This window comes from Hyalangium minutum (genome assembly GCF_000737315.1).
Lineage (GTDB): Bacteria > Myxococcota > Myxococcia > Myxococcales > Myxococcaceae > Hyalangium > Hyalangium minutum.
The window spans coordinates 12,462-32,575 of sequence record NZ_JMCB01000006.1 but is presented as its reverse complement, the minus strand read 5'-3'; the positions used below and the strand labels follow the sequence as shown (position 1 = coordinate 32,575).

General features: G+C 68.3%; 12 protein-coding genes. 9 read left to right on the top strand and 3 right to left on the bottom strand.

Annotated elements, in window-relative coordinates:
- Positions 1-5: 5 nt before the first annotated feature.
- Entirely contained in the window at positions 6-6,428 is a 6,423-nt protein-coding gene (locus tag DB31_RS15680) for an RHS repeat-associated core domain-containing protein (RefSeq protein WP_044188293.1), read from the top strand.
- Positions 6,429-6,431: 3 nt separating this feature from the next.
- Complete coding sequence (locus DB31_RS15675; RefSeq protein WP_044188291.1) at positions 6,432-6,764, top strand: hypothetical protein; 333 nt, start codon at positions 6,432-6,434, stop codon at positions 6,762-6,764.
- Here the strand turns inward: DB31_RS15675 and DB31_RS15670 are convergent.
- Entirely contained in the window at positions 6,727-9,312 is a 2,586-nt protein-coding gene (locus DB31_RS15670) for a CHASE domain-containing protein (protein ID WP_240486722.1), read from the bottom strand. The two genes, DB31_RS15675 and DB31_RS15670, sit on opposite strands and share 38 nt — an antisense overlap.
- Before the next feature lie 575 nt (positions 9,313-9,887).
- On the opposite strand from DB31_RS15670, the gene DB31_RS15665 reads away from it, so the two are divergent.
- Genes DB31_RS15665 through DB31_RS15655 form a run of 3 tightly spaced genes read left to right on the top strand, consistent with a single transcriptional unit; the run spans position 9,888 to position 12,779 of the window.
- Positions 9,888-10,481, top strand: coding sequence for a hypothetical protein (locus DB31_RS15665; protein WP_044188288.1), 594 nt, complete (start codon positions 9,888-9,890; stop codon positions 10,479-10,481).
- Between the two features lie 34 nt (positions 10,482-10,515).
- Positions 10,516-11,262, top strand: coding sequence for an ATP-binding cassette domain-containing protein (locus DB31_RS15660; protein WP_044188286.1), 747 nt, complete (start codon positions 10,516-10,518; stop codon positions 11,260-11,262).
- Positions 11,259-12,779 (top strand): ABC transporter permease/substrate-binding protein, encoded by a 1,521-nt coding sequence (locus tag DB31_RS15655; protein ID WP_044188283.1) that lies wholly within the window; start codon positions 11,259-11,261, stop codon positions 12,777-12,779. The genes DB31_RS15660 and DB31_RS15655 overlap by 4 nt, the downstream gene beginning before the upstream one ends.
- An 8-nt stretch (positions 12,780-12,787) precedes the next feature.
- On the opposite strand, the gene DB31_RS15650 is transcribed toward DB31_RS15655, so the two are convergent.
- Complete coding sequence (locus tag DB31_RS15650; protein ID WP_044188280.1) at positions 12,788-13,768, bottom strand: COX15/CtaA family protein; 981 nt, start codon at positions 13,766-13,768, stop codon at positions 12,788-12,790.
- A gap of 216 nt (positions 13,769-13,984) precedes the next feature.
- Between DB31_RS15650 and DB31_RS15645 the strand changes: the two genes are divergently transcribed.
- Positions 13,985-14,992: a flagellin gene (locus DB31_RS15645; protein ID WP_044189777.1), complete on the top strand. Its 1,008-nt coding sequence runs from the start codon at positions 13,985-13,987 to the stop codon at positions 14,990-14,992.
- Here DB31_RS15645 and DB31_RS15640 read toward each other — a convergent pair.
- Entirely contained in the window at positions 14,982-16,388 is a 1,407-nt protein-coding gene (locus DB31_RS15640; protein ID WP_044188277.1) for an NAD-dependent succinate-semialdehyde dehydrogenase, read from the bottom strand. The two genes, DB31_RS15645 and DB31_RS15640, sit on opposite strands and share 11 nt — an antisense overlap.
- A gap of 137 nt (positions 16,389-16,525) precedes the next feature.
- Here DB31_RS15640 and DB31_RS15635 point away from each other — a divergent pair, with 137 nt between their 5' ends.
- From DB31_RS15635 to DB31_RS15625, 3 genes are all read left to right on the top strand, one after another.
- A complete protein-coding gene (locus DB31_RS15635; protein WP_157232007.1) occupies positions 16,526-17,296 on the top strand; it encodes a phosphatase PAP2 family protein in 771 nt (256 codons plus the stop codon).
- Between the two features lie 93 nt (positions 17,297-17,389).
- Positions 17,390-18,328 carry a DUF2167 domain-containing protein gene (locus tag DB31_RS15630; protein WP_052419993.1) on the top strand — a complete coding sequence of 313 codons (939 nt, stop codon included), beginning with the start codon at positions 17,390-17,392 and terminating at the stop codon, positions 18,326-18,328.
- Between the two features lie 52 nt (positions 18,329-18,380).
- Positions 18,381-20,111: a histone deacetylase family protein gene (locus DB31_RS15625; RefSeq protein WP_044188273.1), complete on the top strand. Its 1,731-nt coding sequence runs from the start codon at positions 18,381-18,383 to the stop codon at positions 20,109-20,111.
- Positions 20,112-20,114: the final 3 nt, after the last annotated feature.

The window sequence follows — 20,114 nt, the reverse complement described above, 5'->3', positions numbered from 1 at the left end:
CCCTCATGTTTCAGACGAAGAAGGTGTGGTTCCAGACCACGTCCTCCCTGCTGACCCTGGTCACGCTGCAGTTCCTCTGCATGGGGGAGCTGCAGCGTGCGCAGGCCGCCGAGCGCGCCTACGGCCTGCGGCTCGCGCAGGCCGCGAAGAACCTGGGCATCGATCCGCTCCAGGTCTCGGATCCAGCGGCATATGACACGAAGCGGGGTGAGGAGACCGCGCGACGCCGGAAAGAGGCGCTGGCGGAGCTGGAGCGCCTCACGCGTGCGGACGAGCAGAAGGCCAGTAAGCTCCTGGCACAGGAGCAGGCCCGGCGCATCAAGCAGGCCACTCCGGATGCGGAGATTCGCGAGGAGGTGGCGCGCGCGCGGAGCCTGAAGCTCTCGCCCGCGGCCTTGCAGGAGCGGCTGGCGAAGCGGACGCCCGAGCTGGCCAAGGCGATGCGGCAGCGCGCCGCCACGGAGCGGCAGTCGGGCAGCCGGGGGAGCATGCTGGACCTGGGACGGCTCAAGCCTCTGAAGCCGAACCCTCCCGCTCCCCGGCGCAAGGGAACGCTGGGGCAGCGGACGCCCGAGCTGGACTCCTTCTACGCGTCACTGGAGGGAGAGTCCGTCTCCGTGGAGCTGGCGGATGGCAGCTCCGTGGCGCTGGAGACGGCGCTGGCGGGAGTTCCGCGCGCCCCCGTGCGGCTGGCCTCGGTGATGACGGACCTGGGGCTGCTGATGCCGTTGCTGGGCGTGCTCCCGGAGCCGGCTCCCGAGGATCTCGCGGAGACGCCCGAGACGCTGCGCAGCCCGGAGCTGAAGCTGCTGGCCCAGTCGCTGGGGAACCAGCCGCTCGCGCTCTACAACCACGTGCACACGAAGGTGAAGACCGAGCTGTACTACGGCTCCAAGAAGGGCGCGGCGGCGACGCTCGCCGAGGGCGCCGGCAATGACTTCGATCAGGCGTCCCTGCTCATCGCCCTGCTGCGCGAGGCGGGCGTTCCCGCACGCTACGAGTACACGACGGTGCGGCTCTCTGCGGCGCAGGCCCAGGCGCTCACAGGAGCGGTGGATGCGAGGACAGCCGCCTTCGTGCTGTCGTCCTCGGGCATCCCGGCGGCCCTCACGGAGGACGGCAAGGGTGTCCTCACCGAGCGCGCCTATGTCCGTGCGTACGTGGCGTACTCGGACTACCGAGGCACGGGCCGGGGAGGCGAGAACCTGTGGGTCCGGCTCGATCCGGGCCTGAAGCGCGTGCAGCACAGCCAGGGCGTGGACCTGCGAGGGCTCGTCTCCTTCGACTTCAATGCGTACCTGGGGGCGCTGACCTCCGACACACCGCGAGAGATCTTCGAGCGGCAGCTCCTGGACGCAGCCAAGCTGCGCAACCTGTGCAACACGCTGGATGACGCGCTGGCCAAGGCCACCGTGCAAGAAGACCTCTTCCGGCTGTTGCCGGCCGAGCACCCCGCGGAGCTGGTGTCGGAGCCCCTCCACTTCGCCAGGCCGCCCCAGAGCTTCCGACACACGGTCGAGCTGTCACTCGGAGGCGAGAAGGCCACGTTCGAGCTGGCGGAGCTGCAGGGGCCGCGGGTCGCGCTGCGCTATCCGGGAGCGACCCCAACGGATGAAGCCGCCATCCAGACGGCGGGGGGCATCACGGGAGTCCGGCCGTACGCGGTGCGCGTGGCCCCCTCCCTGAGGGTCAATGGCCAGGAGGCCAAGCGCTTCAGCGCGGTGATGCCGGGTGTGGAGCAGGAGCTCACCGTGAAGGTGACCATTCCGGGAGATGCTCCGGCGGTGGTGAAGCACTCGCTGATCGCGGGAGGTGTGTACGCGTTCATGGCGAGTGCGGGCGCCACGCCTGTGAGCCAGATCCAGGCGCTGCGGCAGCAGGCGCAGGGGCTGACGGGAGACGAGCGCGCGGAGTTCGAGGCCCACCTGGCCCTGGCGCTGTACTCGCACCACAAGGGAGCGGACGCGGCGCGGCTGTTCGGGCTTCAGCGCCACCGCGTGCTCCAGGACGTCATCGAGGGCACGGCGGGCAAGGAGCTGAAGGTGCAGCAGGTGAACGGCACGCCGCTCTCGCTGGCGCCGGGCAAGTACGTGCTGGACGTGGCGCGGGACTCGGTGACGCCGATGCCGATGGATGCGGACTTCCGCTACCAGGCGGGGCTGATGCGGCTGGCGGGCCACCATGGCAGCGCGCTCGAGCACAAGGTGTGGGAAGAGGTGATGTCCACCGTCTCGGTGTCCGCGGTGCGCATCATCCAGGCGTCGGCGAGCCAGGGCGTTCCCGTCTTCCGGATCACGCCGCAGGACTCGTCAGGCCGGGCCCTGCTTCAGGGCTTCTCGGACCTGACGATGAGCCGGGTGGATCAGGCGCTGGCAGCAGGTTGGCGGATCACCATCCCCCAGCACCCCACCAACTACCAGCAGTACATCAACCAGGAGGGCTACATCCTGGAGAACCCGGTGACGGGGGAGGGGGCCTACCTGATCGGCGAGCTGCTCAACGGCGGCAGCAACAGTGGACCGGGGGGCTCCAGCGGCTCCTCCGAGGGACCCGCCTGTGGCTGTGACGAGGCCGTGGTGAATTCCACGGTGAACATGGCCACTGGCAACCTGCGGGAGCAGTGGACGGATCTGACGCTCCCAGCGGTGGGGCTGCCCATCACCTGGCGCCGCACGTACGCCTCCCGAGGGAATGGGATGACGGAGCTAGGGTACGGGTGGATGCACAGCTACGGGATGTACCTTCGCCTCGAGCTGAACGGGAGCCTGACGTACATCACCGAGGACTGGCGCGAGGTGCGCTTCCAGAAATCGGGCTCGACGTTCACCGCGCCGCCGGGCTGGTACCTGACACTGACTGTGCTCTCGGATGGGTACAGGCTGCGGACGAAAGAGGGGCTGGTTTACGAGTTCAATTCGTCCAGGCGGCTGCGAAGTATCTCGGAGCCGGGTGGCAGCCGTGTCGACATCCTCTATGCGAACGGGCTCCCCTCCGAAGTGAGGGACTCTGACAATGAGGTGGCGCTGAGCTTTGGGTACACGGATGGGAAGCTCACGAAGGTGACGGATCGCGCGAACCGCACGGTGCGTTACGCCTACGAGGGTGACGATCTCGTCGGCGCCGTGGACGTGCTCAACAACATGGAGACGTACGCCTACGACGATGCGCACAACCTCGTTCGGCGGACCGACAAGCGAGGCAAGGTCTGGGTCACCCTCTACGACGCGCTGGATCGGTGGGTGGGAAGCATCAACCCGCTCGGCCATAAGGCCTCTGCGTTCTATGACACGGTGAACCGCCGTGCCGTCTACGTGGATCGGCTGGGGAACGAGTGGCAGCGCGAGCACAACGCGGCGGGGAATCCCGTGGTCCTCGTGGATCCGCTGGGCAATCGAACCGAGCGCCAATGGGATACGGCGCACAACCTCACGCAGGAGAAGGACGCGCGCAGCCTCGTCACCGAGCGCATCTATGACACGCGCGGCAACATGACCGAGCAGCGGGATCCCGATGGTCGGGTGACGAAGTACACCTATGACACGGCGTTCAACCAGGTGCTCACGGTGGAGGCAACGGGGCGGCCCAAGGTGACGAACACCTATGACACGGCAGGCCGGTTGAAGACCCGGACGGATGGCCTCGGGGTGGCGAGCTACGGCTACGACGCGCGCGGACGGCTGGAGACCTTCACGAAGCCGGGGCCTGCGGTGACCCGGATGACCTATGGGAGCAAAGGCCTCCCCCTGACGATGACGGATCCCCAGCAGGTGACCACGACGCTGACCTTCAACTCAGCGGGATACATCACCGAAACGAAGGACAGCGACAACAAGAAGCACACCTTCGAGGTAGACGCCGCGGGTCAGGTCACCGCGATGGTGGACGCGCTGAATGCTCGCTTCGAGTCCACCTACGATGCCGAAGGCCACCGGCTCACCACGAAGAACCCTTTGTTGGCAGTGACGACGTACACGTACGACGCGGTGGGGCGGGTGACGTCCGTCGAGGATGCGCTCAATGGGGTGAGCCGGACGGAGTACGACGCCAATGGCCGGGTGGTGGCGCTGGTGGATGCCCGGAACGCGCGGACGGTGATGCGCTATGACGCCGCCGGAAGGCACGTGGAGACGGTGCTGGCCAACGGAGCCAGTACCGTCCTGGGCTACTGTGCCGAGCTGACGACGCAGCCCTGCGTTCAGGTCGATGCCACAGGAGGCTTGTACCGGCGTGACTTCGACAGGATGGGCCGCGTGCTGTCCGAGGTCGACTCGCTGAAGCGTGAGAGCCGGTACGAGTACGACACCGCAGGGAGAATCAAGGCCAGCTCCGAGCTTGGCCAGGCGCCTACGACGTACGCTTACGGGTCCCATGGATTGCTGGAGAGGGTCACCAAAGGCGATCAGTCCATCACCTACGGATATGACGGGCGAGGGAACCGGACGTCCGTGACCGCAGGGAGCCAGCGGACGCAGTACCAGTACGACCTGGCCAACAGGCTGCAGTGGGAGAAGAACCCCCTCAATGTGGTGACGAGCTACGAGTATGACGGCGTAGGCAATCGCACAGCGAAGGTGGATGGCAATAGCAGGCGGACCACCTATGCCTACGACGGCAACCGGCGCCTGAAGAGCGTGACCTTCGAGGATGGGAGCACCTACCAGTACGACTACGACGAGGCGGGGCGCCGGACGCTCGAGAAGAATGGGACCCATGCACGAACCCTCGAGTACGACGCCCTGGGCCGTGTGAAGGAGGTCATCGACGCCAGCCTGGGACGGACGCTCCGCTACACCTACGACGCCAACGGCAATCGCACGAGCGTCACGAGTGCGGGCTTGGAACATCACTATTCCTATGACGCGCTCAATCTGCTGAGGCAGGCCGTGGACAGCGCCGGCCAGCGGACGGTGATCAGCTACGACGATCTGGGACGCCGCACGCGCATCACACGCTCCAACGGCATCGCCACGACGTACTCCTACGATGCCGCGAGCCAACTGCTTGGCATCGTCCATGCCAAGGAAGGCGCGGTGGTGGCTGGCAGCTCCTATACGTACGATGCGGGAGGAAACCGGCTCTCCAAGACGCTCGCGGATGGGACCCGAGAGTCTTACATCTATGACGCATCCGACCGGCTGACGGGAGTGGACTACGGGACTCAGCGCAGCGTGAGGTACACGCTGGACCTGCTGGGAAACCGAACCGCGCTCCGTGAGGTGACTGGCGGGACGAACCGGCAGGTGAACAGCGCCTTCAACGCCTTCAACCAGCTCGAGAGGAGCTTCGAGGGCGGCGTGGCCACTGAGTACGGTTACGACAACAATGGCAACCTGCTGAGCGAGACCAAGGCAGGCCAACTGGTGAAGCAGTATGGCTGGGATCTCGACAACAGGTTGCGGCAGGTCACCCTGGCTTCAGGAGAGCTGCATACCTTCGAGTACGACGCCACGGGGCTTCGTACCAAGCAGACGACGCCAGCGGGTTCGACCCAGTACCTGCTCGACGGTGCGACCGTTCTCCAGGAGTTCTCCAGCACGAGCCCCACCCCGACGAGCTACCTGACCCACCCACAGACCACTGACGAGATCCTCAGCTTCCAGCAGGCAGGCAGCACCTACTCCCCCCTCACGGACGCGCTCGGCTCCGTTGTGGCCATCGCGGATCAGACGGGAGCCGTCGTGAGGACGAACTCCTACGATGCCTATGGGGCGAGGACCACGAGTGGGAGCGGGCCGATGCTGGCGTTCGGGTACACAGGGCGCGAGCACGACTCGACCGGGCTGAACTACCACCGCGACCGCTACATGGATCCGAAGCTAGGGCGGTGGATTCAGCCGGACAGGCTTGGGATGGTAGATGGAGCAAACATCTATCAGTACGTCCGTGGCAATCCCACGGCTTACGTCGACCCGAGCGGGAAGTTCGGTCTCCTGGTGGGCTTGGCGATCGTCATTATCATCATCGTCGCTGCTTTCATCTTCGCCGGGACCGTGGGGCGCCGCATGGGGGAGAACGAAGACTTCAATAACCTCAAGCGGTTGAGGGCCGTTGACATAGACGTGGAGACCTGTCGAACCGAGATACCTAGCTCCGATCCCAACGGAATGCTCGATCCTGACCGCCTCGCCGCTCTCACAGCAGCAGCGGAGCGAGCGGAGATCTATGTCGTGGATTTCGGCCAGTCCCGCGAGTCTTCGGCCAAGCATTACATCGGGCGGGCCCGAGGTAGGGAGATCTTGCTGAGCGCAGATCTCTTCCGGGGCTCCAACACGAATAATCGAAAGGTTGCCTTCATCGCGGAGATTCAGCATGTCGCCGGGCTCTATGATGAGGAGGCGGCGCAAGAAGAACTGGAGCAGTTGCTCAGCATCATGGAGCTCGAGTTGCCAGAGGGATGGAGGCATGGTTCCGATTTGTCCGGAGGCTGAGACATGCACAGGCTCTATGGACTGGTGCGGCCGCTCTGGACCTTAGCCACGTTCGAGGTGGTCTTTGTTGCGACCTTCCTGGCCTCAATGAAGCTGGTGTGCGGGCGTATCGCCGAAGACTGGGACTACGTGCGCGGTTTCGACTCGCTCACTCGCGAGATCGCCATCAGAGAGGCCAAGTGCTTCGATGACCACGTCCTCCAGAAGAATCTCTTCTGGTTGCAGGTGCTCGTCTCCCTCTTTGTAGGGGGGCTTGTGGCCGCAGGCGTCTTCCAGCTCATGAAGCTCAAGAACTGGCCTAAGAAACCGCGGGCTCCCGGGGAAGCTCCACGGTGAAGCAGGCGCCCTGACCGGGCTCGCTCTTCACGCGGATGGTGCCTCCCAGGGCCTCGACGATGGTGCGGGTGATGTAGAGCCCCAGCCCCAGGCCGCCGTAGTTCCGCTCGGACACGGCGCGCTCGAACCGCTCGAAGATGCGCGCCTGGTTCTCGGGGGCAATGCCAATTCCCTCGTCCTTCACGGTGAAGGCGATGCGCTCGGGGCTCGCCTCCAGCCGGACATGAATCGGCTTGCCCGCCCCGTACTTGATGGCGTTCGTCAGCAGGTTCTCCGCCACCTGCTCCAGCCGCATCCGGTCCGAGCGGCCTGGCACCTCCGCTGGCAGCTCCAGCATGAGGCGGGACTCGGCCCGGGCCGCCTCGGGCTCCAGCCGCGTGGCCACCTCACGGACCACGGCGGCGAAGTCCACCGGCTCCCAGTACAGCTTCATCTGCCCCGAGGTGATCCGCGACACATCCAGCAGATCCCCAATCAGGTCCGACAGCCGCTTGAGCTGCTTGAGCCCCGCCTCCACAGATGTGCGGACCTTCAGCACGAACGCCGAGTCCGGCTGCGCTGCCGCATCACGCGCCAGCGTCTGCAGCTTCAGGCTCAGGGGCGTCAGCGGCGTCTTCAGCTCGTGGCTGGCCACGGAGAGGAACTCATCGCGCAGCCGCACGGCGTTGCGCACGGCCTCCTCCGCCTGCTTGCGCTCGGTGATGTCGAAGGCCAACACCACGAAGCCACGCACCTGCCCGTGCTCATCCCGCTCCGGGATATAGCTGGACTGGATGAAGAGCTTCTGCCCGTCCTTCCGGGGCAGCTCGCCCTCGAAGCGCACGGTCTCGCCCGCCAGGGCCCGGAGGATGGGCTCCTGGAAGCGCGCGTAGATCTTCTCTCCAACGAACTCTTGGATCGTCTTGCCCACCACCTCCTGGGGCTTCCGGCCGAACCACGTCTCATACGCCCGGTTCGCGAACCGGTAGTACTGCTGCGCATCCACATAGGCGACGAGCGCTGGCAGCGTGTCGGTGATGGTCTGCAGTTGCTCCGCGCTCCGCCGTGCCTCCTCGCGGCTGGCCTCCACCAGCTTGCGCGCCAGGACCTGCTCGGTGACCTCGAAGGCGTACAGCAGCACGCCGTCCACCTGGCCCGCGGTGTTCCGGCGCGGCTGCCAAATGAGGTTCCAGTACTTCTCCTCGCGCTGGCCAGCGCTATACGCCAGGGGAATGCGCACCTCTTGATCCGAGTGGGGCTGTCCGGTCTGGTAGACGGTGTCCGCCACGGCGAGGATCTCCGGCGCCAGGTCCGGCAGGGCTTCGGAGAGAGGACGGCCCAGCAGCTCCCGGTTCCCCAGCACCTTCTGGTAGGCGGCGTTGGCGAACTCGAAGACGTGCTCGGGCCCCCGGAAGATGCCGATGACGGCAGGGGCCGTCATGAAGACTTCATGGAGATAGGTACGCTGGGCCTCGGCCTCGGCGTGGGCGGCCTTCTCGCGCGTCAGGAGCTGGGCCCGCTCGGCCTCGCTGGCCTCGGCGCGCTGCCGGCCGATGAACTGGGACCGCGCCACGGCGTACACCATCAGACTGAGCAGCACGCCCGCGCCTCCCACGGTGGGCACCCAGGGACTCAGCAGCGTGCGCTCGAAGCTGGGCGAGGAGGCGAAGACGAGCGTCCAGGGCTGCCCCGCTATCTCCAGGCGCGAGGTCCGCACGAAGCGGGGCGTGCTCGGCGGAGGCTCCCCCTCGGCGGAGGCCGAGTCATAGAGGAGCTGCCCGGCTTGCGCCTCCGTCCCGTCGTAGACGCGGAAGAGGATCCGCGGGGAATGCGTGGGCGGGAAGATGCCGGTGAACAGGTCCTCCGCCCGGAAGGGGCTGTAGACGAACCCTTCGAGCTCTTCCCGGCGCTGGTCCTCGGTGGGGGGAATGTTCCCGCCTCGGTACACGGGCACGTACAGCAGGAACCCCGCCTGCTGGTCCTTATCAATCTCCTGCTTGAGGACGACACGGCCCGACAGCGCAGGCTCCCCTGTCATCCAGGCCCGCTCCATGGCCTCGCGGCGCTTGGGCTCCGTGAACATGTCGAAGCCCAGCGCCGCCTCGTTCCGGGCGTCCTGGGGCTCCAGGTAGAGGATGGCGTAGTACTCGTCGCGAGCGCCCGCGGGCCAGATGTGGAACGAGGGCAGGCCATCGGCGCGTGCCTGCTCCAACCAGTGCTCCTGCTCGCTGGCGGGGATGCGTGCGGCGAAGCCGAGCCCCTGGAGCCCCGGATCATACCGCCGCAAGTCGAGCCGCTCGACGTAGATGCGGAACTCCTCGCGGGTGACGGAGGTGCTGGCAGCGAAGAGGCCCGCGGCGCCGCGCAGCAAGGCGATGTCCGAGCTCAGGTGCGCGAAGATCCGGTCCTGGGTCGCCTGGACCTGGTTCTCGAAGCGGGAGGTGTCCCGGCTCTGCGCCGTGGCCAGGAAGAGCGCCGTGCTCGCGGATGCCACCACCAGCGAGCCGATGAGCAGGGCCTGCGGTGCCAGGGATGCGCGTCGGGTGGTGGCGGGGAGGGCGGCTTTCACAGGAGCAGAGGACGTCCCGCCCAGATAGCACCGGCCCCCAAGGGCGGCCAGACAGTCCAAGCCGCTGCATCGAGGAGCGAACGGTGGCTCCGCGGTGAAAAAACCGCAGCGGGCCCCCTCTGCACCATCCCCCGAGGATGCAGAAGGGCAAGCCCGCTGCGCACTACCCACCCCACTCGGGAGCGGACGGCCGTGACGGAGTGCTTCCCATCACCTGCTCCCGGGTGTCCGCGTGCGGGTGGCTTCAGAGCCACTACCATGTCTGGCATTGGCTCATCTATTTCGGATACTAATGTACGTCGTAAGGATGCAGCAACTTTAAACACCCTATGAGGGTGGGTATTCCGAAGGGGCGGAAGTTTCCAGCTCTGTCGTCGCTTCCAGGGCCGAATTTCCGGCCTGCGCGGATTTCTGATCAGTCCGTGAACGAAAAGGTGGTGGATGTGCTTCCGGGTGAGACACCCCAGGGACTGCCTACCTGCTGGGGAGGGCGGCTGCGAGGGGCGATGTCGAGAGCCCGAGGAAGCGTGCCATCATCAGGCCGCCTGCTCCGGTTCGAGAGGATCCTCCGCGCGATGATTCCGTTCAGCGAGTTCAAGGGCATCGAAGTCTCGGGACGCAACGTGATGGGGCTGGTGCATGCGTTTGGCCAGTTCAAGTCGATCGCCAGTCAGATCCTCTTGGCGGAGGGGATTGGGCAGAAGGGCCCGGACGGCATGGTCGAGGTGCAGCCGGAGGCCTGGTACCCGTTCGACGCGTTCCTGCGAGCGTTCGCGCGCGCCAGCCAGCACATGGGGGACTCGGTGCTGCACCAGATTGGCGTGTCGGTGATGAAGAACGTGGAGTGGCTGCCCTCCGTCAAGGACGTGAAGTCGATGATGGAGACGATGGATGCGGGCTACCACCTGCACCACCGCAAGAACGGGCGGCCCATGTGGAACTCGGCCACGGGGCGCCTCCAGGAGGGCATTGGCCACTACAAGTGGAAGCAGCGGCCGGACGGGGCGATGGAGGTGGAGAGCAACAACCCGTACCCGTGCGCCTTCGACAAAGGGATGCTGTTCGGAGGGCTGCGGAGGCTCCACGCGGTGGGCTCCGTCGTGCATGACGAGACCCATCCATGCCGCAAGCGGGGGCATCCGTCCTGTGTCTATGTCGTCAAGGGATGAGCCGCGCGCAGAGGGTCCGGAGCCGCGGGCCCCTGTGTTCGAGCTTCAAGGGGTCTCCAAGCGCTTCGGCACCACGCAGGCCCTGCAGCCCCTGGAGCTGCGGCTGCCCTCGGGGCGGACCACGGTGCTGCTGGGGCCGAGCGGCTGTGGGAAGTCCACGCTGCTGCGGCTGATGAACGGGCTGATCCGGCCCGACACTGGCCGTGTCCTCTTCGAGGGCCAGCCGCTGCCGCCGGAGGAAGCGGCGATGCTCTCGGTGCGCCAGCGCATGGGCTACGCGCTCCAGGGCGGCGGCCTGTTCCCTCACCTCACCGCCGGGCAGAACGTGGAGCTCATGGCCCGGTATCTGCGGTGGCCTTCGGAGCGCATCCGTGCCCGGCTGGAGGCGCTCGTGGAGCTGACCCGCTTCCCGGGCGAGGCGCTCGGGCGTTTTCCCGCGCAGCTCTCCGGTGGCCAGCGTCAGCGGGTGGGGCTCATGCGCGCACTGATGCTGGAGCCGCGGGTGCTGCTGCTCGATGAGCCCCTGGGAGCGCTGGACACGCTGGTCCGCTCCGAGCTGCAGGTGGATCTGCGCGCCATCTTCGAGCGGCTCGGGATGACGGTGGTGCTCGTCACCCATGATCTCTCCGAGGCGGCGTTCCTCGGGCATTGCGTCGTCCTGCTGCGCGAGGGGCGCGTGGTGCAGCAGGGGACACTCGCCGAGCTGGAGGCGTCTCCGGCGGATCCGTTCGTCACCCGCTTCATCCAGGCGCAGCGGCGGGTGCTGGAGCGCGGCGCGTGAGGGGCCTGAGCGCGAGCGTGCTGGTGCTGGGGCTGGCGTGGCTGGTGGCCTGTGCTCCCGAGCCCACGGCGGACACTCGTCCCGAGGTGCGCGTGGGCTCCAAGAAGTTCACCGAGTCCGTCATCCTCGGGGAGCTGGTGGCGCGGCTGGCGCGGCTCTCCGGGGCGCATGCGGTGCACCGGCGCGAGCTCGGAGGCACCACCGTGCTCTGGGAGGCCCTGAAGCGCGGCGAGCTGGAGGTCTATCCCGAGTACACCGGGACGCTTCGCCAGGAGCTGTTCGCCTCGCGGGGGCTGAAGGATGACGCCGCGCTGCGAGAGGCCCTGGCCGCCGAGGGGCTGGGGATGAGCGCCTCGCTTGGCTTCAATGACACGTATGCGCTGGGCATGAAGGAGGCGGAGGCCGAGCGCCTGGGCATCCGGCGCATCTCGGACCTGCGCGCGCACCCAGAGCTGAAGCTGGGCTTCAGCAACGAGTTCATGGATCGCGGCGATGGGTGGCCCGCGCTCCGGGAGCGCTACCAGCTGCCCCAGCGGCAGGTGCGGGGGCTGGACCATGACCTGGCCTACCGGGGGCTGGAGAGCGGTGCCATCCAGGTGACGGACCTGTACTCCACCGACGCGGAGATCTCGGCCTACGGGCTGCGCGTGCTCGAGGATGACCTGAAGCACTTTCCCGCCTACGACGCCGTGCTGCTGTACCGGGAGGATTGGGCTCGGAAGAACCCGCGGGTGCTCGCGGCCATCCTGGAGCTGCAGGGGCTGATCTCCGAGCCGGAGATGGTGCGACTCAACGCTCGCGCCCGCTTGGAGCGCGTCCCCGAGGACACCGTGGCCGCCGAGTTCCTGGCGCGCAAGCTGGGCCTGGAGACGGAGACGCAGTCGGACAGCCTGGCTTCCCGGGTGTGGCTGCGGACGCGCGAGCACCTGTTCCTCGTGCTCGTGTCGCTGCTCGGGGCGATTGGGGTGGCGGTGCCGCTCGGGGTGCTCTCGGCGAAGCGGGCACGGGTAGGGCAGGTGGTGCTGGGGCTCGCGGGCATCATCCAGACGGTGCCCTCGCTGGCGCTGCTGGTGGTGATGATCCCGCTGTTGGGAATCGGCTCGCGGCCCGCCATCGTGGCGCTGTTCCTGTATGGCCTGCTGCCCATCGTCCGGAACACGGCCGCGGGGCTCGGAGGCATCCCGGGCGACCTTCGCGAGTCCGCTCAGGCCCTGGGGCTGTCCCCGCGTGCACGGCTCTGGCGCATCGAGCTGCCGCTGGCTGCGCCCTCCATCCTCGCGGGCATCCAGACGGCCGCCGTCATCAACGTGGGCACAGCAACGCTGGGCGCGCTCATTGGCGCTGGAGGCTACGGGCAGCCCATCCTCACGGGCATCCGTTTGGACAACACAGGCCTCATCTTGGAGGGCGCGGTCCCCGCGGCGCTGCTGGCCTTGGCCGTGAGCGGGCTGTTCGAGCTGCTGGAGCGGCTTGTGGTGCCTCGAGGGCTGCGGGTGTCACAGGGACAGCAGACGTGACGGTGGGCTCAGCCGGCGCGTGAGGCCGAAGCCGTGTCCGCCGCGCTGGCGCGCAGCTCCGCCCGAGGTGCATCCTCCGCGAGCCCCGCCGCGCTCAGCCGCACGAGGAAGATCCACACCAGATCCGCCAGCAGCAGGTGGATGAGCTGCATCCACACCGGGGCCAGCAGCACCAGGTTGATGACTCCGGCGGCGAGCTGGAGCGCATAGAGGATGCCCAGCAGCACGGCCCCTCGCTTCGCCTCCGCCGAGGGCCGCAGCCGGGCCACGGCCGAGGCCACCGCCACCACCAGTGCGCCCACGCCAATGGCGAGCAGCGGGTGCAGCCCGCGCAGCCGCAGCAGGAAGTGCGCCGTCTCGGACACGTCCTGTTGGAAGCCCTCCGCGAGGCTGGAGGCCGGGAAGAGCGTGTCGCCCAGCGCCGCGATGGCGCCGGTGGTGCCCAGCAGCGTCAGGGCCGACACGCCGGAGATCACCAGAGCTCCCGTCGTTCCCTGGCCGCGCAGCACCATCCGCGCGCGTCCGCCCGCGTACCACGCGGTCAGCGCCTGCGCGCCCACGAGCAAAAAGGTGTTGAGCAGGTGCGCCGCCATCCAGAACGCCCGCCCGATGGACTGGTTGTGCGCCACGTACTGGAAGAGCACCAGCCCCGCGCCGACGGCCGCCTCCGTCAGCATGAAGACGAGCTGCAGGACCGCCACACGCCGCACCGGGTGACCCTTCGCGTGCGCCCGCAGGCCCCACACGCACAGGACCACTGCCAGCACCAGGGCCAGGCCGCTCGTCACACGGTGCGTGTATTCAATGACTGTCGCCACGGTGGGCGCGCGTGGGATGACCTGCCCGTTGCACTGTGGCCAGTGGTCTCCGCACCCAGCGCCCGAGCCTGTGGCGCGCACGAAGGCGCCCCAGAGCACCACGGCCAGCGTGTAGGCGAGCACAGCGTAGCTGAAGAGCTGGAAGCGGCGGCTGGAGGCGGAAGGCGTCATCGGTGCGGCAACCCCTGCGGGCGGACGGACCCTCCCTAGCGCACTTTGGCCCAGGACGCCTCCTCCCCACGCTGGGAGCCTCCACGCCTGCCACCTCCTCCTATCAGCTGGGATGTTGAGACGGGTTGGCGGCTTCCCTGGAGGGTAGGCGGCGAAGCTTCTTCCCCAGGGGCCGGGAGAAGTGGTTAGCCTCAACCCGTGCCCTCGCGCCCTCCCATGCCGCCCCCACCTCTGTCCTCGAGCGAGGACCGGCTGCGCCGTCTGCAGGAGGCGCTGGACGAGGGCGAGGAGCGCCGGGCCCAGGAGATGGAGGCTTGGGTGCGGGAGATGGGCCGTCTGCCCACCCAGTCCGAGCGCCGCGAGCTGGAGAAGCGCTGGCGCAAGCAGGCCAAGCGGCAGGTGAAGCTCGCGGAGCGGGAGGCGCGCCGTGCCGAGCACCTCGCGCGTCAGGATGCCTCGCGCAATCCAGCGCTGGGAGTGATGTTCGCGGGGGCCGCGCTGGTGACGCTGCTGATCGCCCTGCGCCTCCCTCACATGTGGTGGCTCATCTTCATCGCCGTGTTCGTCTTTGGCCCTCAGGCGGCCCACCACCTGAAGTCGCGCAAGGCCCAGGCACAGCCGCTGCCCGGCGAGCGCGAGGCCGCCCCACTTCCCCGCTCCGTGCGAGAGCTCGATGCGGCGGACCCGCGCATGGCTCGGGTGGACGCGCTCTGCGACAAGCTGCTGGCGGAGTTCCGCTCCGGGCCCTCGGTGCTGCGCGAGGTGGTCCACGCACCCGAGCAGACGGTGGAGGCGCTGCGGCGCAGCTGTCACGAGCTGGCCCGGCGCGAGCGTGAGCTGCGCACCCTGTCCTCGCCGGAGGACGAGCGCCGGCTGGCGGACGAGTACGCGGCACTGGCGGCGCGGGTAGAGGCGGAGAAGGACGCGGTGGCCAAGGAGCGGCTGTCCGCGGCGCTGTCGGTGCTGGCGCAGCAGCGGCAGCAGCGGGCCGAGCTGGGCACGGCGGCCTCACGGCTGGAGGCGGAGCACACGCGGCTCTACTACACGCTGGAGAACCTCTACACGCAGGTGCTCCGGGTGCGCACGGCGGACGCCGCCTCCGAGGACGTGGCGGGCGCCGGCCTGCGCCAGAGCGTGGAGCAGATCGGCGCGGAGATGGAGGCGGTGACGGAGGCGCTGGAGGAAGTCCACCGCGCCCCCGGCACGCGTGAGCCTATTCGTTAGCCGAGGCCTGCGTGGGCGCCGCCACGGTGCCCGAGCAGATGCGCACCGTCTTCGCGTTGAGGAACTCGCGGATGCCGTGCAGCGCCAGCTCGCGGCCGTGCCCCGAGTTCTTCACTCCGCCGAACGGCAGCCGCGCGTCCGAGACCACCATCTGGTTCACGAACACCATGCCCGACTCGATGCCGTCGATGAACTGGCGCGCCTCCGCGTCGTCGTGCGTCCACACGCTGGCGCCCAGGCCGTACGGCGAGTCGTTGGCGAGCTCGATGGCGTGCTTCACGTCCCGCGCCTTGAAGAGCACCGCTACGGGGCCGAACAGCTCCTCGGTGGCCGCGGGCGAGCCCGGCGCCGCGTCCGCGAGCACCGTGGGCGGGTACCAGGTCCCCGGCCCCGTGGGCAGCTTGCCGCCCACCAGCAGCTTCGTTCCCGCCGCCACACTCTTCTCCACCTGCGCGTGCAGACCCTGGCGGATGCCCTCCGTGGCCAGCGGGCCCACCTCGGTCTTCGCATCCATCGGGTCGCCCACCACCGCCCGGCCCATCCGCTCCACGAAGCGGCGCTCGAACTCCGGGTAGACGGACTCGTGGACGATGAACCGCTTGGCGGCGATGCACGACTGGCCGTTATTGATGAGGCGCGCCTTGACCGCCGTCTCCACCGCCAGCTCCAGCTTCGCGCTCGGCATGACGACGAACGGATCGCTGCCGCCCAGCTCCAGCACCACCTTCTTCAAAGCCTTGCCCGACTGGCTGCCCACCGCGCGCCCCGCGCCCTCGCTGCCCGTGAGGGTGGCGGCCTTCACGCGCGGGTCCTCGATGACGCGGGCGATGTCTCCCGTCTCGATGAGCAGCGTCTGGAAGGCGCCCTTCGGGAAGCCCGCGCGCAGGAACAGCTCCTCGAGCGCCAGCGCGCACTGCGGCACGTTGTGCGCGTGCTTGAGCAACCCCACGTTGCCCGCCATCAGCGCCGGCGCCGCGAAGCGCACCACCTGCCAGAACGGGAAGTTCCACGGCATGATGGCCAGCACCGGCCCCAGCGGCTGGTAGTGCACGTAGGCCTGATCGCCCCCTACGTTAATAGGCTCGTCGCGCAGGTACGCCTCGCCGTGCTCCACGTAGTAGCGGCAGGCCGTGGCGCACTTCTGGGACTCGGCCTTGGCGGCCTCGAAGGGCTTGCCCATCTCCTGCGTCATGATGCGCCCGAACTGCTCCGCTTCTTTCTCCAGCAACTCGGCGGCGCGGGCCAGCCAGCGCTTGCGGTCCGCCAGCGGCGTCTGCCGGTACGTCCGGAACGTCTCGTCGGCGAGCTTCAGCTTCGCTTCGACTTCCTCGGCGGTGTGAGCGGTGAAGGTGCGGAGCGTCTTGCCAGTCGTCGGATCAATGGTCGCAATGGCCACGTGGAGTCCCTCCCAGGCGCAGTGATAGCAGGTGGGCGGGCCGGGACAATGGAAGACACAGCCTGTCTCTGTGCACTTCCGGGCGGCCGTACGCGCCTGGACACCGCAATCCGCCCCGGAGTGCATAGGGTGCAGGGATGCGACGCCGTTTGCGCGAGTGGAAGTCCGTCCTGATGGACGGGGATGGAGTCCGGCTGCTGGGTCTGCTGCTGCTGCTCGTGGGCTGTGGCCTGGGCTTCGTGGCCCTGGCCGACGAGATCCGCGAGAGCGAGACGCAGGACTTCGACGAGGCCGTGGTGCGTGCGCTGCGCCGGACGGATGACCCTGCGGTGCCTATTGGCCCGCCGTGGCTGAGGCTGTCGGCGCTGGATGTGACGGCGCTCGGAGGCGCGACGGTGCTCACGCTCATCACCCTGGCGGTGTGCGGGTTCCTGGTGCTGGTGCGGCGCTTCCGCTCGCTGCTGCTGGTGCTGGGCTCCACGGTGAGCGGCGCGCTGCTGAACTCCTTTCTCAAGCACTTCTTCGCCCGGCCCCGGCCCACCGTGGTGCCCCACTTGGCCGAGGTGGGCGCGCCCAGCTTTCCCAGTGGCCACGCGATGCTCTCGGCCATCGTGTACCTCACCCTGGGCGCGTTGCTGGCGCAGCTCACCGAGCGCCGCTGGTTGAAAGCCTATGTGCTGGGCGTGGCGGTGATGCTGACGTTCCTCGTAGGACTGACGCGGGTGTTCCTGGGGGTGCACTACCTCACGGACGTGCTGGGCGGGTGGATGGCGGGCCTGGCCTGGGCCGTCTTCACCGCGCTGCTGGCGCGCGCCGCCAAGCGCCGCAGCCCCGCGCTCCGAGAGGAGGTCCACCAGGGCGCCAACGTGCCCGACGACAGCGCCCCCGCAGGAGGCAGCCGCGGCTGACCCTGGGGTGGGTGGACCTCCCGAGGCGCTGAGTGGCATGCTCGCCGCCCCCTGGGCTCCAAGCGCCTCGCGGGAAGAACGGGAAGGGATTCGATGCACGCTGGTTGGAAGTGGATTGCCGCGGGACTGCTGCTCACGCCTCTCCTGGCCCTGGCGGATCTCCCGCCGCCCAAATCGGACGACCTGATCAAGGAGCTCGAGCAGGGCGAGATGCAGGAGGCCGAAGCGCCCGAGGAGATTCCTCCAGGCGTGAAGCCGGGCCCCGTGAAGGTCGACCTCGGCCATGAGCTGGCGCTCGACGTGCCCGACGACCATGTCTTCCTGGACAAGCCTGTCGCCGCGAAGGTGCTCGAGCAGAACGGTTCTTTCCACCACGACAACCTGCTGGGCATCGTCGTGAGCAAGGACGAGCAGGCGCCCTGGTTCGTCGTCATCCGCTACGAGGATGAGGGCTACATCAAGGACGACGAGGCGCTGGACTCCAAGGAGATCCTCGACGCCATCAAGGAGGGCCAGGAGGAGGCCAACGAGGAGCGCGTGCAGCGCGGCTTCAAGGCGCTGCGCATCGGCGACTGGACGGAGGCGCCGCACTACGACCGGGCGCAGCACCACCTGGTGTGGGCGCTCAACGCCTCGACGGAGGACGGCACCTCGGTGAACTACAACACCCGCGTGCTCGGCCGCCGCGGCTTCGTGTCCCTGAACCTCGTGGTGAACCCCGAGAACCTGGAGCTGAGCAAGCCCCACGTGGTGAAGCTGCTCAAGAACACCTCGTTCAACCAGGGCGCGCGCTACGCGGACTTCCAGGAGGGCACCGACAAGGTGGCCGAGTACGGCCTGGCCGGCATTGTCCTCGGTGGTGCGGGCCTGGGCGCCGCCAAGCTCGTGAAGGTGGGCCTGCTCGCCAAGGCGAGCAAGTTCATCATCGCCCTGCTGCTGGCGGGCAAGAAGTTCATCGTCCTCGCCTTGGTGGGTCTGGGCGCCCTCCTGAAGAAGATCTTCGGGGGCAAGGACTCCTCCGGCAATCCCTGATCCGGAGAAAGTCCACCCGCCCTGACGGGTGTGGGCGTAGGTTCGCCCGCGGATGAGAGGCTGGCTGGAGTCATGGAGCGTGCGGCTGTGCCCGGAGCGGGCGCGGGTGCCCGTCTTCTACGATGCCTCCTACCGGCTGCCCTTCGCGGGCCTCGAGCTCTCCACCGGCGTCGAGCCGCGCCGCGTGGACTTCACCACCTGGTACCTGCTGGAGACGGGCGCGGTGCGCGCCGAGGATGTGCACCGCCCGCGGCCCGTCTCGTACGCCCAGCTGGCCCGGGTGCACAGCGCCGTCTACCTGGAGTCCCTCGGACGCCCGGAGACGCTGGCGCGCATCTTCGCGGTGGACCCTTCGGATGTGCCGGTGGATGCGGTGCTGGACTCGCTGCGCCACGCTTGTGGAGGCACGCTGGAGGCCACTCGGATGGCGCTGGCCCGGCGCCGATCTGTCGCGAACCTCGCGGGAGGCTACCACCATGCCGCGCCCGGCCAGGGCGGGGGCTTCTGCGCGCTGAATGATCTCGCCGTGGCGCTGAAGGCCGTGCGCGAGGAGGGCTTCTCCGGCAGGACGGTGGTGCTGGACCTGGACGCGCACCCTCCGGATGGCACCGCCGCGTGCCTCGCCGAGGACTCGAAGGTGTGGATCGGCTCCATCTCCGGGAGCGACTGGGGAACCGTGGCGGGTGTGGACGAGGTGCTGCTGCCCCGGAACGCCGGTGATGCGGAGTACCTGGGCGCGCTGGAGGCGCTGCTGGCCCGCATGCCTCGGGCGGACCTGGCCTTCGTCATCGCCGGAGGGGACGTGCTGCACGCCGACCGCTTCGGCTGCCTGGGGCTCTCGCTGGAGGGCGCGCGGCGGAGGGATCGGCTCGTGGCGCGGGCGCTCCGGGGCGTGCCTCAGGTCTGGGTGCCCGGCGGTGGGTACCACGAAGATTCCTGGAAGGTGTTCGCCGGTTCCATCCTCGTGCTGGGAGGACGGGGGCACCAGCCCATCCAGGCCCGGTTCGATCCGCTCAGCGCCCGGTTCCAGCGCATCTCCCGGATGCTGTCGAAGGAGCCGCTGACGGACTGGGAGCCCATCACCCAGGAGGACCTGGAGGGCTCCAGGGGCTTCACGCTCTCGGCGGAGTCGCGGGTGCTGGGCTACTACACCGCGCAGTCGCTCGAGTACTCGCTGTTCCGCTACGGGGTGCTGACGCACCTGGAGCGGCTGGGCTACGGCCCGCTGCGCGTGGAGGTGGGCCCCACGGGCGCGGGCGATCGCATCCAGTTGCTCGGTCGCGCCGGGGGGCAGGAACACCTGCTGGTGGACTGTGTCCTGGAGCGTCGGCGGCTGGGCGAGGACACCTATCTCTTCGTCAACTGGCTCACGCTGCGCCATCCGCTCGCGCACTTCAGCGCCTTGCGTCCCCAACTCCCAGGCCAGGAGGTGCCAGGATTGGGGTTATCGCGCGAAGCAGCGGAGATGCTCATGCTCATGGCGGATCGGCTGAAGCTCGATGGCGTGGCGTTCCGTCCCATGTGGTTCCACCTCGCGGTGGTGGCGCGCGCCCGCTTCCGCTTCGTGGATCCGGCGCAGCAGGGGCGCTTCGAGGCGCTGATGAGGGACCTGGCTCGCGTGCCGCTGCTGGTGGCGACACGGCTGGTGGCTGAGGGGCGCGTGCGGCTCAACGGCCAGCCCTACGCCTGGGAAGCCCAGGACATGGTGTCTCGCCACGCCCCGCTGCGCGACGACGAGGCCATCGCCCAGGAGCGCGAGCGCTGCCGCTTCAGCGTGGAGTGAGCC

Bases quoted from the DNA above. Each gene is read 5' to 3' on its own strand.
- DB31_RS15680 (WP_044188293.1), top strand. From the start codon at position 6: ATGTTTCAGACGAAGAAGGTGTGGTTCCAGACCACGTCCTCCCTGCTG.
- DB31_RS15675 (WP_044188291.1), top strand. From the start codon at position 6,432: ATGCACAGGCTCTATGGACTGGTGCGGCCGCTCTGGACCTTAGCCACG.
- DB31_RS15665 (WP_044188288.1), top strand. From the start codon at position 9,888: ATGATTCCGTTCAGCGAGTTCAAGGGCATCGAAGTCTCGGGACGCAAC.
- DB31_RS15650 (WP_044188280.1), bottom strand. From the start codon at position 13,768: ATGACGCCTTCCGCCTCCAGCCGCCGCTTCCAGCTCTTCAGCTACGCT.
- DB31_RS15645 (WP_044189777.1), top strand. From the start codon at position 13,985: ATGCCGCCCCCACCTCTGTCCTCGAGCGAGGACCGGCTGCGCCGTCTG.
- DB31_RS15635 (WP_157232007.1), top strand. From the start codon at position 16,526: ATGCGACGCCGTTTGCGCGAGTGGAAGTCCGTCCTGATGGACGGGGAT.
- DB31_RS15630 (WP_052419993.1), top strand. From the start codon at position 17,390: ATGCACGCTGGTTGGAAGTGGATTGCCGCGGGACTGCTGCTCACGCCT.
- DB31_RS15625 (WP_044188273.1), top strand. From the start codon at position 18,381: ATGAGAGGCTGGCTGGAGTCATGGAGCGTGCGGCTGTGCCCGGAGCGG.